Annotated in this window: 15 protein-coding genes and 1 riboswitch; of the genes, 5 read left to right on the forward strand and 10 right to left on the reverse strand. The window is 48.9% G+C overall.

Annotation, left to right across the window (positions count from 1 at the left end):
- The first annotated feature begins 98 nt into the window (after positions 1-98).
- Positions 99-800, forward strand: coding sequence for an RNA polymerase sporulation sigma factor SigK (gene sigK / locus SPSYN_RS00550; protein WP_423828262.1), 702 nt, complete (start codon positions 99-101; stop codon positions 798-800).
- A 67-nt stretch (positions 801-867) separates the two neighbouring features.
- On the opposite strand, the gene SPSYN_RS00555 is transcribed toward sigK, so the two are convergent.
- Complete coding sequence (locus SPSYN_RS00555) at positions 868-1551, reverse strand: phosphoribosylaminoimidazolesuccinocarboxamide synthase (protein ID WP_161820559.1); 684 nt, start codon at positions 1549-1551, stop codon at positions 868-870.
- A 64-nt stretch (positions 1552-1615) separates the two neighbouring features.
- A complete protein-coding gene (locus SPSYN_RS00560; protein WP_161820560.1) occupies positions 1616-2563 on the reverse strand; it encodes a DNA adenine methylase in 948 nt (315 codons plus the stop codon).
- A gap of 123 nt (positions 2564-2686) precedes the next feature.
- Positions 2687-2798, forward strand: a riboswitch (SAM riboswitch).
- 94 nt (positions 2799-2892) lie between these two features.
- On the opposite strand from SPSYN_RS00560, the gene SPSYN_RS00565 reads away from it, so the two are divergent.
- From SPSYN_RS00565 to SPSYN_RS00575, 3 genes are read left to right on the forward strand one after another with little or no spacing between them, the layout of a single operon-like run.
- On the forward strand, positions 2893-4089 hold the full coding sequence (locus tag SPSYN_RS00565; RefSeq protein WP_161820561.1) for a homocysteine biosynthesis protein: 1197 nt from the start codon (positions 2893-2895) through the stop codon (positions 4087-4089).
- A gap of 25 nt (positions 4090-4114) precedes the next feature.
- Positions 4115-4516: an NIL domain-containing protein gene (locus SPSYN_RS00570; RefSeq protein WP_161820562.1), complete on the forward strand. Its 402-nt coding sequence runs from the start codon at positions 4115-4117 to the stop codon at positions 4514-4516.
- Positions 4513-5256 (forward strand): UPF0280 family protein, encoded by a 744-nt coding sequence (locus SPSYN_RS00575; protein WP_243152860.1) that lies wholly within the window; start codon positions 4513-4515, stop codon positions 5254-5256. Before SPSYN_RS00570 ends, SPSYN_RS00575 begins: the two co-directional genes overlap by 4 nt.
- 9 nt (positions 5257-5265) lie before the next feature.
- Here SPSYN_RS00575 and SPSYN_RS00580 read toward each other — a convergent pair whose 3' ends face one another.
- The 8 genes from SPSYN_RS00580 to SPSYN_RS00615 form a co-directional block, all read right to left on the reverse strand.
- On the reverse strand, positions 5266-5856 hold the full coding sequence (locus tag SPSYN_RS00580) for a GDSL-type esterase/lipase family protein (protein ID WP_161820564.1): 591 nt from the start codon (positions 5854-5856) through the stop codon (positions 5266-5268).
- Complete coding sequence (locus SPSYN_RS00585; RefSeq protein ID WP_161820565.1) at positions 5853-6461, reverse strand: DedA family protein; 609 nt, start codon at positions 6459-6461, stop codon at positions 5853-5855. The genes SPSYN_RS00580 and SPSYN_RS00585 overlap by 4 nt, the downstream gene beginning before the upstream one ends.
- Before the next feature lie 75 nt (positions 6462-6536).
- Positions 6537-8288, reverse strand: coding sequence for a pyruvate kinase (gene pyk, locus SPSYN_RS00590; RefSeq protein WP_161820566.1), 1752 nt, complete (start codon positions 8286-8288; stop codon positions 6537-6539).
- An 11-nt stretch (positions 8289-8299) separates the two neighbouring features.
- Positions 8300-9262 carry a 6-phosphofructokinase gene (gene pfkA, locus SPSYN_RS00595; protein ID WP_161820567.1) on the reverse strand — a complete coding sequence of 321 codons (963 nt, stop codon included), beginning with the start codon at positions 9260-9262 and terminating at the stop codon, positions 8300-8302.
- 236 nt (positions 9263-9498) lie between these two features.
- Positions 9499-12948, reverse strand: a complete 3450-nt coding sequence (locus SPSYN_RS00600; RefSeq protein ID WP_202623703.1) for a DNA polymerase III subunit alpha — start codon at positions 12946-12948, stop codon at positions 9499-9501.
- A gap of 131 nt (positions 12949-13079) precedes the next feature.
- On the reverse strand, positions 13080-13559 hold the full coding sequence (trmL, locus tag SPSYN_RS00605; protein ID WP_161820569.1) for a tRNA (uridine(34)/cytosine(34)/5-carboxymethylaminomethyluridine(34)-2'-O)-methyltransferase TrmL: 480 nt from the start codon (positions 13557-13559) through the stop codon (positions 13080-13082).
- A gap of 1 nt (position 13560) precedes the next feature.
- Entirely contained in the window at positions 13561-14211 is a 651-nt protein-coding gene (gene nth, locus SPSYN_RS00610) for an endonuclease III (RefSeq protein ID WP_161820570.1), read from the reverse strand.
- Between the two features lies 1 nt (position 14212).
- Positions 14213-14635 (reverse strand): CoA-binding protein, encoded by a 423-nt coding sequence (locus SPSYN_RS00615; protein ID WP_161820571.1) that lies wholly within the window; start codon positions 14633-14635, stop codon positions 14213-14215.
- Between the two features lie 319 nt (positions 14636-14954).
- Between SPSYN_RS00615 and SPSYN_RS00620 the strand changes: the two genes are divergently transcribed.
- Positions 14955-15683 (forward strand): DUF4912 domain-containing protein, encoded by a 729-nt coding sequence (locus tag SPSYN_RS00620; RefSeq protein ID WP_161820572.1) that lies wholly within the window; start codon positions 14955-14957, stop codon positions 15681-15683.
- The last annotated feature ends 24 nt before the right edge of the window (positions 15684-15707 follow it).

Below are 15707 nucleotides of genomic sequence, written 5' to 3' on the forward strand. Positions count from 1 at the left end.
CAAAAGAACCGTCCCCTTGTGTTTTTTTTATTCGTACAGGCACAGTATGCTTCCGTTAAACATAAGATATATAACTATTGCACAAAAAGGGGGTATGTGTGTTGCCCGGTTTCTGGACCCTGGCAGTGGCGTCAATAGTCCAAGGGATTATTCTGCTGATCTCATATGTAGCACAAAATAGTTTCCCCAAACCATTAACAGAAGAGGAAGAGAAGCTTTACCTGGAGAAATTGGCGCAGGGTGATGAAAAGGCAAAAGAAGTGTTAATTGAGCGCAATCTTAGATTAGTAGCCCACATCATCAAAAAGTTTGAAAACAGCGGCGACGATTTCGACGATTTGATTTCAATCGGTACTATCGGCTTAATTAAAGCAGTGAATACATTTAACGCAGACAAATCTTCGCGACTGGCCACCTATGCATCCAGGTGCATTGAGAACGAGATACTAATGTATATGCGTTCCAAGAAAAAAAAGCGCTCGGAAATGTCGCTTTATGAACCAATCGGCACCGATAAGGAAGGCAATGAAATTCACTTTATGGATGTACTCAGTACCGATGCTGAAGCTGTCTCTGAAATGGTTTCGCGGATTCTGGATAAAGAACAGCTGTGGAAAAAGCTGAAAAATCTCCCCCCCCAGGAGATGAATGTGTTGGTATTGCGTTTTGGCCTGCGCGGCAGAGGCCGGAAGACGCAAAGGGAAATCGCTAAAAAATTGGGCATATCCCGTTCATATGTAAGTAGAATAGAAAAAAGAGCCATTGATCGCTTGTCGGAACAATTTTCCGCCGAAGCTTGAATGACCGGCAATACCAATGACGGTGAAGACAATCACTCCACCGTCATTGGTATTGTTATTATAATCATTAATCCAAAATTAATTTTTCCAGTTCCAAAGGCTGGATATGCCGGCCGTCTTTGAAAGCCCTCATATTGCCCCCGGAAATTTCGTCAATCAACGTAATTTGTCTGTCCGGGCCCACCCGTCCGAACTCAAATTTGATATCATATAACTCAATGTCCTTCTTAGCCAGTTCCGTTTTAATTATCAAAGCAATTTTACGGGTCAGTTCTTTTAACACCGCATATTCCTCATGAGTCAGAATGCCCAGCATGTCCAGGGCGTCTTCAGTAATTGGCGGGTCTTCGCGGGCGTCATCTTTTAAAGTTACTTCCACAAAAGCATCCAGTGGCTGACCTTCTTCACAATAATCACCGTAACGGCGGAAAAAACTTCCCACCGCACGATAGCGGCAAATAATCTCCAGTCCCTTGCCAAACAAGGTAGCCGGTTTGACTGTCATAGTGACATTATCAATATCAGCTTCCACGTAATGGGTGGGAATACCCTGCTCCTTTAATATTTCAAAAAAATATTTGGTCAGGCGAAGTTCGGCTTTACCGGCCCCCTCAATAGTCAACCCGACCACATTGGAACCGGGGTCAAAAACCCCGTCTTCACCGGTGACGTCATCCTTAAACTTAAGCAGATAATTACCGTCTTCCAGACGATAAACATTTTTAGTCTTGCCGGTATAAATTAACTCCATAATACCATCCTTTCATACAAAGTTTAGGAAGCTAATCGTTTTCGCCAGTGGTATCTATGCCATATTATACTGGTCGGGGTTCTTCTAATGCAACTGCCGGAGGGTTCGGCCGGTAATTGGTAATTAACAATTCATTTACTGCTCCTCTGCCATATCCCTTTGCATTAATTGCTCTGGCAGCGCTTACCCGTATAATATTAAAGCCCTTATATAATTCATCAAAAAAATCATCGTTTGGATCCGAGTTTTTGGGGTCGGAATTACTAAGCATGAGCAGTGCTTTATGCTCAGCGTTTAATTTGTAAAACCAGCGCGCTAAACGTTTCTGGCCGGCATCATTAAATGAAGCTTTTTGATAATTATTAAAACAAGCTGTTCCGCTTAAGGGTCTATACGGCGGGTCCATATAAACAAATGTACAATTATCAACATACTGCGTTAACTCTTCAAAATCACCATGGACAAGGATTACTTTCCGGAGCTCCGCACTAACCTTTCTTAAATTTTGTTCGTCACATATGGTGGGCTTTTTATAAGCACCAATGGGTACATTGAACTCACCTTTTGAATTAAGCCGGTACAACCCGTTATAACAAGTTTTATTTAAGAAAATAAAATTGGCCGCATGCTTAATAACGTTTTTATCTTCAAATTTTTTATCTTCATTGAACTCCTTGCGGATATTGTAATACATCATTTTTCTGTCATTTTTCCCTTTACCCAAAAAGGTTTTTTCCAGTTGAGCAAGATAACCGATTAATTCATCAACCTCATCCCGTATAGTTTTGTATGTCAGTATTAAATCCTCGTTATAGTCGTTAAGAATAATTTTATCAAAACTGTATAATTCATTTAGTGCAAAGAAAACCGCGCCGGCCCCGGCAAATGGCTCAATATAGGTTTTAATTTTTCCTTCCCTGAGCTCCTGCGGCGCGTATTTGTTTATTTGCGCCAGTAATTGACTTTTACCACCGGCCCATTTTAGAAAAGGTTTTGCCTTTCTATTATGCACGATTTCACACCTCAATTATTACCGCATACTCCGGCCGATTGCTCCTGCAAAATAATCAGCCTGATTATTGACAAGCAAACACTCTAGTTGATAAACTAGTGAAGTATTAATTTAATAGTAGTGCTCTTATCCGGAGTGGTGGAGGGACTGGCCCTGTGAAACCCGGCAACCAGCTTTATTTTACCTAAAGTATGGTGCTAATTCCAGCAGAAGTTGAACTTCTGGCAGATAAGAGGTGCAGATATTTTGCAAACCTCTTCTGTGCGTGGAAGAGGTTTACATTTTGTTTGTCGGAGCAGAGCACAAAAAAGTGGAGGTGTGTTGCGCAAATGGCAGTAGAGAAAACTTACCAGGAGATTAACGAACGAATTAAAAAAGGCCGGGCGGTAGTGGTCACTGCTGAGGAACTGGTCTCTATGGTTAAGGAAAAGGGAATAACCCGCGTCACATCCGAAGTGGATGTGGTGACGACAGGAACGTTCGGCCCCATGTGCTCTTCCGGCGCTTTTTTGAGTCTGGGTCATACTAAGCCAAGGATGAAAATGCATAAAGTATGGCTCAACGATGTGCCTGCCTATACAGGCATTGCAGCCGTTGATGCCTTTATCGGCGCTACCGAGGTACCCGAAGACGACCCCCTAAACAGTATCTACCCGGGCGAATTCCGGTATGGCGGCGGGCATGTCATTCAGGATCTGGTAGCCGGCAAGACGGTGCGGCTTAAAGCCACGGCTTATGGCACGGACTGTTATCCCCGCAAGGAGATTGAAACTGAAATCACCATTAACGATATCAATGAAGCGATTCTTTTTAACCCGCGCAATGCTTACCAGAATTATAACTGTGCCGTCAACCTCACCAACCGTACCATCTACACTTACATGGGAATGCTCAAAGGCAACCTGGGCAACGCGCACTACTCAACTTCAGGACAGCTCAGCCCGCTGCTGAAGGACCCCAATTTTAAAACCATCGGGGTGGGCACGCGCATTTTCCTGGGCGGGGGCATTGGCTACGTGGTTTGGAACGGCACCCAGCACTTTCCGGGCATAAATATGGATGAAAGCGGCACCGGCTTTGGTCATGCCGGGGGCACCCTGGCCGTACTGGGCGACTTGAAACAAATGAGCCCGCGCTGGCTGGCCGGCACCAGTATGCTGGGCTACGGTGCCACGTTAACGGTGGGGCTGGGTATACCCATACCCATGCTGAATGAGGAGGTCTGCCGCTACGCGGCTGCCGGTGATGATGAATTGTACGCTCCGATCGTGGATTACGGCGAGCAGTACCCTAATTTTATCCCGTCCAACCTGGGCTATGTCAGCTATGCCGAGCTGAAAAGCGGTAAAATAAAGGTCAACGGCAAGGAAGTGCCTTCCGCGCCGATGTCCAGTTACTCGCGGGCCAAGGAAATAGCCGGCACCCTGAAGCAGTGGATTCAAAAAGGCGATTTCCTGCTGGGTGAACCGGTCCAGCTGCTGCCCAATACGGAGGCGGGAATCAAGGCTAATTCCCTGAAGGGTTAACGAGCGCGAAAAGGAGCGTGTAAAAATGTCCTCAAAAAAAGTAGTGCTGTATTTTACTGCCGATATAACGGACCAGCCGATTATCTACAGGCTGGTAAAAGACTATGATTTGGTTATTAATATATTACAGGCCGATATCAACCCGCAAAAAGAGGGTACCCTGGTGGTAGAGCTTACCGGGGACAACTTCGGGCCGGGCATTGAATATCTGCGGCGGCTGGGTGTAGCTGTCCAGCCGCTGACGGAAGAGATTATTCAAAATGAGGAAAAATGCGTGAGCTGCGGCGCCTGTACGGCTATCTGCCCGACCGGTGCCCTGTATATCGAAAGGCCGGACATGTTGGTGAAGTTTAACAGCGACCGCTGCGTGGTCTGCCGCCTGTGTGTAAAAGCATGTCCCATGAAAGCAATGGAGGTTCGTTTTTGAGGGAATACGTAGAGCGTTCCTACCGGCTGCTGCACCGGCAGCAGGACCTGGTATTTTTCCAAATCGCCGTCAAGGAAACCGACCTGGATATAGGCATACCCCGTGACAAGCTGACGACCGGTCTGGTGGAAGGCGTTAAAAAGGAAATCATTACGCTGCGCAGGCAGCTGGAGCAATATATTGCGGCTAACCCGGTTTTCTTGCACACTCTGGAACCATTTGAGCCTGGCCCCGACGCGCCTGAGATCGCCAGGGCCATGGCCGGGGCCGCAGCTGCTGCCGGTACCGGGCCCATGTCTGCGGTGGCGGGCGCTTTTGCACAGAACGTGGGCAGTTACCTGGCCAGGCGCTGCCGTGAGGTAATCGTGGAGAACGGCGGTGATATTTATCTGCGCTCCAGCCAAACGCGCAAGATAGGTATTTTTGCCGGCCCCTCCCCCTTTACCAACCGGCTGGCCATAGAAATCGAGCCGCACCGCACGCCGCTGGGCATATGCACTTCGTCGGGCACGGTGGGCCATTCCCTCAGCTTTGGCTGCGCCGACGCGGCGGTAATCCTGGCCCCCTCGGCACTGCTGGCCGACGCTGTGGCCACGGCTGCGGCCAACCGGGTGCAAGGCGAGGACGATTTGCAGGCAGCGGTAGAGTTTGCTATGAGCATCAAAACAGTTACCGGTGCATTGGCTATAAAAAATGATAATCTGGCTGCCGCCGGTGCGGTTAAGCTGGCACCTATGTAAATGCGCCCATTAGGCCAGCAATTTTAGCCAGGTCTTCTCCGCCACCTCCGCTAATAGCTCGTGGCCTTTATCGTTAAGGTGGGATTCGTCATAATAGTACTGCCCGTCACCCTCGCCGGTCCCGGGAATACAAAACGGTGTAAAATAATCAATTAGCCAAACGGATTCCGTTTCGGCATAATCGCGCAGCCAATCTCTGTAGCGTGCCTTCCACTTGGTCAGGAAGGACATAGCAGAGGCGGGCACAAACTCGCCGCCACCGGCCGGGTCGTAACAAAGGGGGGTGAGCAGGCCAAGTATGGGTATGGCACCCCGCTGCTTTATCAACTCCACCAGGTCTTTAATATTACGCTGGGTCTCGTCCCAGGTTAACTGCTGCAGGGCGTCGTTGCCGCCTCCCAGGATATGTACATGCGAAATTTCTGCTGCGGTGTAGCGCCGGTAACGGCGCAGCATGTCCCTGGAAGTGGACCCGTTAACGCCGGAATTAATCAGGTTTATACTGGTGCGCTGCTGCAGGTGTTCTACCCAGGAGAACTCCGGTCCAACCGGATAGCCGTAGGTAATGCTGTCGCCCAGGCAAATAATACTGCTGCTCATATCTTTTCACTCCTTTGGGTATGGAAACGTTTTATAAGCACTTTAATGGCCACATAAACCAACAATAAAACCAGCGCCCCCAGGGGCACCTGGTCCTCAAGATAACCCGCGATGACAGGCCACTGCTGGCCGAATAACATACCTATTGAAATATTAAAGGAAACCCAGATCACTGTAAAGATCACATTATATAATAAAAACCTGGACAGTTTTAGCCCGCTGGCACCGGCCATATAGGGGGTCAGGTTGCTGACCATGGGCACAAACCTGCCGATGATAATGAACATTGCCGCCGATTGCTTTATCCAGCTGCGGGCTTTCTCCCACTTGGCGGTGTTAATACGCAGGTATTTACCGTAGCGATGCACTACGGAATCCCCCATGTAACGACCCGCAAAAAACGCAGCCGCAGCTCCGATATTAAAGCCCACTACCGCCAGTAAAAAAACCGTATAAAAATTTAACCGTCCCTGGTTAATCAAAAAGCCCAAAAACATTATCATAACCCCACCGGGAAAGGGAAAACCAAGCGCCTCAATGATCAGGCCGCCAAATAGCCCGCCCATCCCCAGCGTGTCGATATAATTCGCCAGAAAAGCTTGCATGTAAAAATCGCCTCCCAGCATTAGCATATCCTGCTGCAAGGCGGTTCTTTCCTAAAAGTTACAAAAATATTAAGACTATAATACCTTGGCTGCACCTTTATATACCAACCCCCGCCGGCCGTCCACGGTGATTATTTCCCCGTCGGGAATTACCCTGGCGGCATCCTCCACACCCACAATTACCGGAATACCAAACTCCAAGCCCACAATGGCAGCGTGGGATGTTAACCCGCCGGCTTCGGTAATCAGTGCGCCGGCCTTTTCAATAGCCGGGATAAAATCACGGTCGGTAGCATAAGTCACCAGTACACTGCCCTCTTCCATTTTATCCAGAGCTTCCCGGGCGGTATTGGCCACACAAGCCTTGCCGGTGACAGACCGTTTAATGATACCGGTACCCGAGGCCACAATATCGCCAACGGTGTGCACTTTAAGCAGGTTGGTGGTGCCGTGAACACCAACCGGCACACCGGCGGTGATGACGATTAAATCCCCGGCCTTGATCAGCCCGGCGGCCAGCGAAGCATCCACAGCAGCGTCGATCATGCTGTCCGTATCCTCCGAGCACCCCACCAGCAGCGGCTCAACGCCCCAAACCAGCGCCATTTTACGCAGCACCGTTCTCTGGGTAGTCACGGCAATAATCGGGGCCTGGGGCCTGTATTTGCTGACCATTTGGGCGGTATAGCCTGTTTCCGTAGAAGTGATAATAGCTGCCGCCCCCAGGTCCTGTGCCGTGGCGACGGTGGCATGACTGATGGCGTCGGTAACGGTTTTACAATGCAACCGGCGATAGTTTTTCATCAGATCATCATATTTTATGGATGATTCAGCCCGGATCGCAATGCGGGCCATGGTTTCCACCGCTTCCACCGGGTATTTGCCCGCTGCCGTTTCGCCCGAAAGCATCACCGCATCGGTGCCGTCGAATATAGCGTTGGCTACATCGCTGGCTTCCGCCCTGGTGGGACGCGGGTTCAGAATCATTGATTCCAGCATTTGGGTGGCGGTAATCACCGGCTTGCCCGCCTGCCTGCATTTCTTGATGATGGTTTTTTGGATCAGCGGCACTTCTTCCGGGGGTATCTCCACACCCAGATCGCCTCTGGCTACCATAATAGCATCGGATACCTCGATGATTTCATCCAGGTTATTAACGGCTTCCTGGTTTTCAATCTTGGCGATAATATCCATGTGCCCGCCGTTATCTTCAATTATTTTACGAATTGTGAGCACATCGTTGGCCCGTCGCACAAAGGAGGCGGCAACAAAATCAAAGTCATGCTCTATACCAAAAATGATATCCTGCTCATCCCTTTCGGTGATGGCCGGCAGTTTCACATAAACACCGGGTACATTGACTCCCTTTTGGCTGGTCAGTTCACCGCCGTTTTCCACGGTACATTCAATTCTTTCCCCGGCTATGCTGTTCACCCGCAGGGCGATTAACCCGTCGGATATTAACACCAGGTCGCCCGGCTTAACATCCTTGGGCAGGCCCCGGTAGCTAACCGGCAGGATCTGCTCATTACCCTTAATGTTTTCCGTGGTCAAGTAAACAGTATCTCCTGTGTTAAGACGCACAAAATCCTTTTCCAGGTAACCCAGCCGGATTTCCGGACCCTTGGTATCCAGCATGACGGCTATATTTTTGCCCACGTTGGCGGCAGCCTGGCGTACGGCGGCCAGCCTGCGGGCGTGGTCCTCATGGGTACCGTGGGAAAAGTTCATCCTGGCCACGTTCATGCCGGACAGTATCAATTTTTCCAGTATTTCTATTGTTTCACTTGCCGGTCCGATAGTACATACTATAGTGGTGCGTCTCAATTAAATCACTCCTATATGGATAGTATATTAGCCAGGTTATAAATCTCCAGATCGATGGTCCTTTTGCCCTTAAATGCAGCATCCAACGGGCTGATCACAATTTTATCCGCCACTATACCCACCATGTGTTTGCGGTAACCTTCCATAAGTGCCTCCACAGCTTTGGAACCCATCCGGCTGGCTAAATTGCGGTCAAAGGCCGTCGGGGAACCGCCCCGCTGCAAATGGCCTAAAATAGTGACCTTGGTTTCCAGCCCGGTTTTCTCACTGATTTGTTTCCCTATATCAAGGCCCCTTCCGGCACCTTCCGCAACAATGATAATACTGTGCAGCTTACCCCGTTTATAACCACGGATAAGTTTTTCACAAACTTCATCTATACTGTACCTGAGCTCCGGGATGAGGATTGATTCCGCACCGCCGGCCAGACCGGCCATTAAAGCAATACACCCGCTCTCCCGGCCCATAACCTCAAGTATAAAAGTTCTTTCGTGAGAAGTAGCGGTATCGCGTATTTTATTTATCGCATCCAGTACTGTATTGGTGGCGGTTTCAAACCCTATGGTATATTCGGTGCCGGTGATGTCGTTATCGATGGTGCCGGGTACGCCGATCACGGGCAAATTATATTCACTGTTAAAGATTTCCGCTCCTCGAAAAGAACCGTCACCGCCAACAACCACCAGGCCCTGGATGCCGAAGCGCTGTACATTAAGATAGGCTTTCTTTCTGCCCTCGGAAGTTTTAAATTCCTCCGAACGGGCGGTGCGCAAAATTGTGCCGCCCCGGTGAATGATATCGCCTACCGAGCTCAGGTCCATCGGCCACATATCGGCCTCAATAAAACCGCTGTAACCCCTTTTTATGCCGATAACTTCCAGACCATGGTAGATTGCCTTTCTTACCACGGCCCGGATGGCGGCGTTCATACCCGGGGAATCCCCCCCGCTGGTTAAAACAGCAATTCGCTGCACAAGTGTACCTCCTTCACGACTTTATCCCTCAAAGCACATTCGCTTAGATTAATTATGTTTATTTAACAATAGTACTTTTTACTATCACAACTTTAATATGCAGTAATATTTTCACCAAAATTGCGCCTGGATATCACCAGCTATTATTTACCATAACAATTATATATCAAAAAATATCCAGAGTAACACCCGGATATTAAATTTTTGCAAATAATTTAATTTTCTAACATGACCTTTTAGGTTTGACAAGCTTCAAGTTTTGCAGGGGTATCCTTTATTTTTACCTGTTCCGGCCCCATCAGGCCGGTTAACTGCTGTACAACATCGGAATCCAGGTTAACCCAAAAGCGGCGATCCGCCAGCGCAAGTTTTTTATCCACGGGAAAGTACAGGTAAACCGGGCATTCACCGGGATGAGTACATAAAACCGCTTGCACCTTGGTGAGGGTTTCAAGAGAGGTATCTTCAAACTTGATAAACAGCTCGCCATATTTCCTCAAAGTCATCGTTTCCAGTGAATTAACCAGGACTTTAACCTCTTCCCCATTGATACTGGTTACTCCCCTGGCCAGCACCGGGTTGTCCACCTTGAGCAGCGAAGCGCATTGCTGGTAGGTGCGCGGGAAAATAACCAGCTCCACCGCGCCGGACAAATCCTCCAGGTTGGCAAAGGCCATATTATCTCCTTTTTTGGTGGTGATTCTCTTTACCATGGTGAGCATGCCTCCCACCACCACTTCACTGCGGTCCTCCAGTTCCTTCAAGCTCACCATCTGGTGTGTGGCCCGTCTTAATATGGTTTCCCGGTATTGATCAAGGGGGTGCCCACTCACATATAAGCCCAGGGATTCTTTCTCCATAGCCAGCAGGTCACTGGAAGTATACTCAGGAATATTTGGCATATCCAGGGACAGCGTTTGTTTAACCTCTTCCCCCCAAAATTCCAGCAATGAGCGCTGACCGTTCTGGCGATCCTGCTGGGTCAATTGGGCCAGTCCCAGTCCCGCGTCGACCACAGCCATCATTTGGGAGCGTCGGTGGCCCAGGGAATCCAGGGCGCCGCTCTTAATTAAATTTTCCAGCACCCGGCGATTGACCACCCGGGTGTCCACCCGCTGGCAAAAGTCGGCAAAAGAGGTATACGGCTTGCCTTTTTCTTTGGCTTCAATGATGGATTTAACCGCATTTAAACCCACGTTTTTTATGGCGGCCAGGCCAAACCGGATGCTGTCGCCGGCTGCGGTAAAATCCACGCCGCTGATGTTTACGTCCGGCGGCAGTACAGGAATGCCCATGCGCCGGCACTCCTCAATATAAGCGGATACTTTATCCGTGTTATCCCGTACAGAGGTTAGTAGCGCCGCCATAAACTCCACCGGGTAGTTGGCCTTCAAATAAGCCGTTTGGAAAGTAACAAACGCATAAGCCGCCGAGTGGCTTTTATTAAACCCGTACCCGGCAAAGTACTCAATTAAATCAAAGACCTGACCGGCAATTTCACCGTCCACATTGTTCTTCACCGCGCCCTCGGTAAACTGGAGCCGCAGCCCGGCCAGAATTTCCGGTTTTTTCTTGCCCATCGCCCGGCGCATCAAATCGGCCTCGCCCAGGGTAAAGCCGGCCAGGTCACTGGCAATGCGCATGACCTGTTCCTGGTAAAGAATTACTCCGTAGGTGTCCTTTAAAATAGGCTCCAGAATTGGATGCAGGTATTCCACCTTTTTTTCGCCGTGTTTGCTTTTAATAAAGTCATCCACCATGCCGCTGCCCAGCGGGCCTGGCCGGTACAGGGCGACCAGGGCGATGATATCTTCAAACAGCTCGGGCTTTAACTCTTTCAGGATAGCGCGCATACCGCTGCCTTCCAGCTGGAACACGCCCACAGCGTCGCCGCGGCAGAGCAGTTCAAAGGTGGGCGGATCGTCCAGGGGTATTTCATTAATTTTTATTTTTACACCATGATTTTGCTCGATCGCCCGCACCGCATCGGCAATCACCGTCAGGGTGCGCAGCCCCAAAAAGTCCATTTTCAAAAGGCCCAGTTCCTCCACCGGGTCCTTGGCAAACTGGGTGGTCAGCGGGCCGTCCGCAGCTTTATACAGCGGCAGGTAATGGGTCAGGGGCTCCTGGGTAATTACTACTCCTGCAGCATGGGTGGAGACATGCCGGGGCATACCTTCCACCAGCGCGGCCATGTCAAGTAACTTATGCACCTGGTCGTCTTCCCGGTAAACCTGGCTCAATTCAGGGGAATCCTGCAGTGCTTTTTCGATGGAAATACCCAGGTCGTTGGGCACCAGCTTGGCAATGCGGTCCACATCACCGTAGGGCATGCCCAGCGCCCGGCCTACATCCCGGATGGCCGCCTTGGCAGCCATGGTGCCGAAGGTGGCAATCTGGGACACTTTATCTGCACCGTATTTTCTGGTTACATACTCGATGACCTCGCCGCGTCTTTCATAGCAAAAGTCGATATCTATATCCGGCATGGACACCCTTTCGGGGTTCAAAAACCGCTCAAACAGCAAATCGTACTTGAGCGGGTCCAGCTCGGTAATGCCCAGCACATAGGCCACCACGCTGCCCGCCGCCGATCCGCGGCCGGGCCCCACCGGGATGCCCTGCTCCCGGGCGTAATGAATAAAATCCCACACAATTAAAAAGTAAGCGGAAAAGCCCATTTGACCGATAACGCCCAGTTCATAATCCAATCTCTTAAGCACGTCGTCATTTATTCCACCGTAGCGCCAGTTTATACCCTGGAGGCACAGTTCCCGAAGATATGATTCCAGGGTATGACCCTCGGGCACCCGGTACTCGGGCAGGTGTAAATTACCAAATTCCAGCTCAACGTGGCAGCGTTCGGCAATGCGGACGGTATTCTCCATCGCCTCGGTAAGTTCTCCGAACAGCATGGCCATTTCCTGTTCACTTTTCAAGTATAACTCCTGGGACTGAAATTTCATGCGCCCGGGGTCATCCACAGTCCGTCCGGTTTGCACGCATAACAGCACATCCTGCATTTCCGCGTGCTCCCGAAAAACATAATGCACATCGTTAGTGGTCACCAGCGGTATGCCGGTTTTCTTGTGCAGCTGCAGCAGCCCCCGGTTGGCGGTTTTTTGCTCCGCAAAACCATGGTCCTGCAGTTCCAAATAATAATTATCCTTGCCGAATATATCTACATAATCAGCCGCGCTTTGCGCTGCCTGGGCAGGATTATCCTTGATGATATAAGAAGACACTTCGCCGGCAATACAGCCGCTCAGCGCGATTAATCCCCGGCTGTGAGCGGCCAGCAGCTCTTTATCCACCCGCGGCTTATAATAAAAGCCTTCGGTGAATGCCTGGGAAACCAGCGTAAATAAATTTCTCAACCCGGTGTTATTTTCCGCCAGCAGTACCAGGTGATGCAGGTTATCGTCCACCCGGGGTGTGCGGTCATGCCTGGTACGCGGTGCCACATACACCTCACAGCCGATAATTGGATTGATATTTTCCTTTTTACAGGTCTTGTAGAAATCTACTACGCCATACATGACCCCGTGGTCGGTAATGGCCAGTGAAGGCATGCCCATTTGAACGGCGGAACTTACCGCTTTCTTGATCCTGGCCGCCCCGTCCAGCAGGCTGTATTCGGTGTGTACGTGCAGGTGGACAAACAATCTTAAAACCCCCGTCAACATATAGTCGTTTATTAGTTGCCATAAATATGTCAAGCATAGTTTTCTTAAAGTACAAAAAAATAAAGTACAAAAAAATCCCTTGCTCTCAAGGGAATTTTATCTCAAAATAACACTTTTCTCAATGGTTGGTTTTATAAGTGCTCCGCAGCTGTTTGCCGCAGGCCGGGGAAACCGTTCTGGCGCAGCGCCTCAAATAGTATCACGGCCACCGAGTTGGAGAGGTTTAAAGACCGGGCTTCGCTTAGCATGGGAATGCGAATGCAATAGTCCTGGTAGCGCCGGAGAATATCTTTCGGCAAGCCGGCTGTTTCCTTGCCAAAAAGCAGAAAGTCATCCGGTCCGTATTGGACTTCAGTATAAACCCTGCCGCCCCTGGTGGTCGCCAGGTGAAAGCGGCCGTCCGGATAAGCTTTAAAAAAATCGTCCAAATTATCATGATAATGGATTGTTAATAAGTGCCAGTAATCCAGTCCGGCCCTTTTTAAATGCTTGTCATCAACTGAAAAGCCCAGCGGCTTTACCAGGTGTAACTCCGCACCGGTAACGGCACAGGTACGGGCCACATTACCTGTATTGGCCGGTATTTCTGGTTCCACCAGTACCAGATGCATGTTAATCATGTCTCCTTATTTGTGTTTGCGCATTTTTTTTTAGCCTCTGGCAATATTGCTGCACTACACATTCAGCACATTTCGGGTTGCGTGCAGTACAAACAGAGCGTCCGAAATGGATCAACCGGTGGTGCCAAACCCCACGCTCGGTTACGTCGATCAAATCAATTAAATCCTTTTCTACCATACGTGGTGTATTGCCGGCAGAGAGGCCAAGTCGGCGGGCCACCCGGTATACATGTGTATCGACAGGTAAGGTAGGTTTACCGAAGGCTAAGTTCAGCACTACGTTCGCTGTTTTACGACCCACGCCGGGCAAAGCCTGCAGAGCTAAGAAATCATTTGGCACCCGTCCTCCGTACCTTTCCGATATTATCTTGCAGGTTTTAATGATATGCAAGCTTTTATTGCGGTATAAGCCACAGCCTTTAATTTTTTCGGCCAGCTCCTCCTGACTTAAAGCCGCAAAATCCTGCGGTGTTTTATATTTCTCAAACAGCGCCTCCGTGGTTTTATTTACTTGTTTATCGGTACACTGGGCGGACAGAATAACTGCGATTAATAATTCAAAGGGGTTTTTAAAATGCAGGGTTGGCTCGGCATTGGGTATATGTTCGGCCAGCAGTTCGATAATTTTTTTTTTATATATCATGTTAAACTTCCTCGGGAAAGAACCTGCAATGCTCCACTTTAATGCATTTATCCATGATTATGCCGACCCCGGCGTCCCTGCATTTTGCGGCTGCTTCATGATTGATAATATTCAGCTGCAGCCAGACGACATTGGGCTTAATCTTGAGCGCATCGTCGACGATGGGCGGTACATCCTCGCTGCGGCGGAATACATTAACTATATCCACATTGTCCGGGATCGACAACAGATCGGGATAAGCGGTTTCACCCAGCACAGTTTTTAAATTCGGGTTTACAGGTATAATACGATATCCATGTTCCTTCATATATTGGGCTACCCTGTAACTGGGACGGGCGGGATTATCGGAAAGCCCAACCACAGCAATAGTGCTGTTTTGCTCTAATATTTCCTTTATTTGCTGTTCTTTGACGTCAAAATGCATGTTTTTCAACTCCAATAATTTAAATACTTTTATTTTTCTATTATTTTGATAAATATACCTGCCTGATAAAAAATTTTTTTAATAGCTACGGCAATACTGTTTAATAAAAGCATTATAATCACAAAGAGTTGTGGCCATAATAAAAAAAGCCTTCACGGATAAAACAATTATGCCGCGGAAATGTTAGGTCTATCCGAAAAAACGCCGCATATAATCCGCTGCTTCAAACGTGATATATACCCTCACTAATTCAGATATTAGATTTACCGCAAGTAGCTTAATATTTTTTACAATTATTTCAGACGAGGAGGGCATTGCATTGATTGTATCTTTTACCTGGGTCCTGGTAGGTGCACTGATATTAGCACTCCTGACTATTTTTTTATGGTCGGCCCGGAATAAACAAAAAAAGCCTGTACCCCGGCATGTACCAATTGCCGCCAGGGAAGAGTATGCCGAAGAGCTGGCTATTCCCGTAATCTTTCCGCCCCAACCGGCAGCCAAACCCGAAATGCCTGTTATTCCCTGGAATTACGGCAAAGATCGCATAACGCTAATGGTGCGCGATCCCAACTGGATATTTGCTTATTGGGAGATCTCGGCTGCCAAACAGCAAGAATTTAGCAATCAATATGGTCATAACGCCTGGAATAATTCCCGGTCCGTTTTACGTGTATATGATGTCACAGGCGTAGAAGATTTTAACGGTACTAATGCCAATGATTTTACCGACATCTCTATCCATGAGCATGTTGATAGCTGGCATATTGACGTGGCGCGGCCCAATTCTTCGTTTTGTGTGGACCTGGGAAGGCTTTTCCCCGATGGTACTTTTATTACCTTGCTTCGTTCCAATATAGTAAAAACACCAAGTATGGATGTTTCCAACTTATTTGATGAAGAATGGATGTGGATTGAAGGTATTTATCGCACCCTCAATCAAATGTATTTGGGCAGTTCCCCTGCCGTATCGAAAGAATTTGGCCGGGACATGGGCCTTATCCCGGTTAATGTGAGTTCACCCGGTTTGGGGAATCGAAAAAATTAATCATAATGATATATAAAGGGGAGT

It is taken from the genome of Sporotomaculum syntrophicum, assembly GCF_009932395.1.
GTDB lineage: Bacteria > Bacillota > Desulfotomaculia > Desulfotomaculales > Desulfallaceae > Sporotomaculum > Sporotomaculum syntrophicum.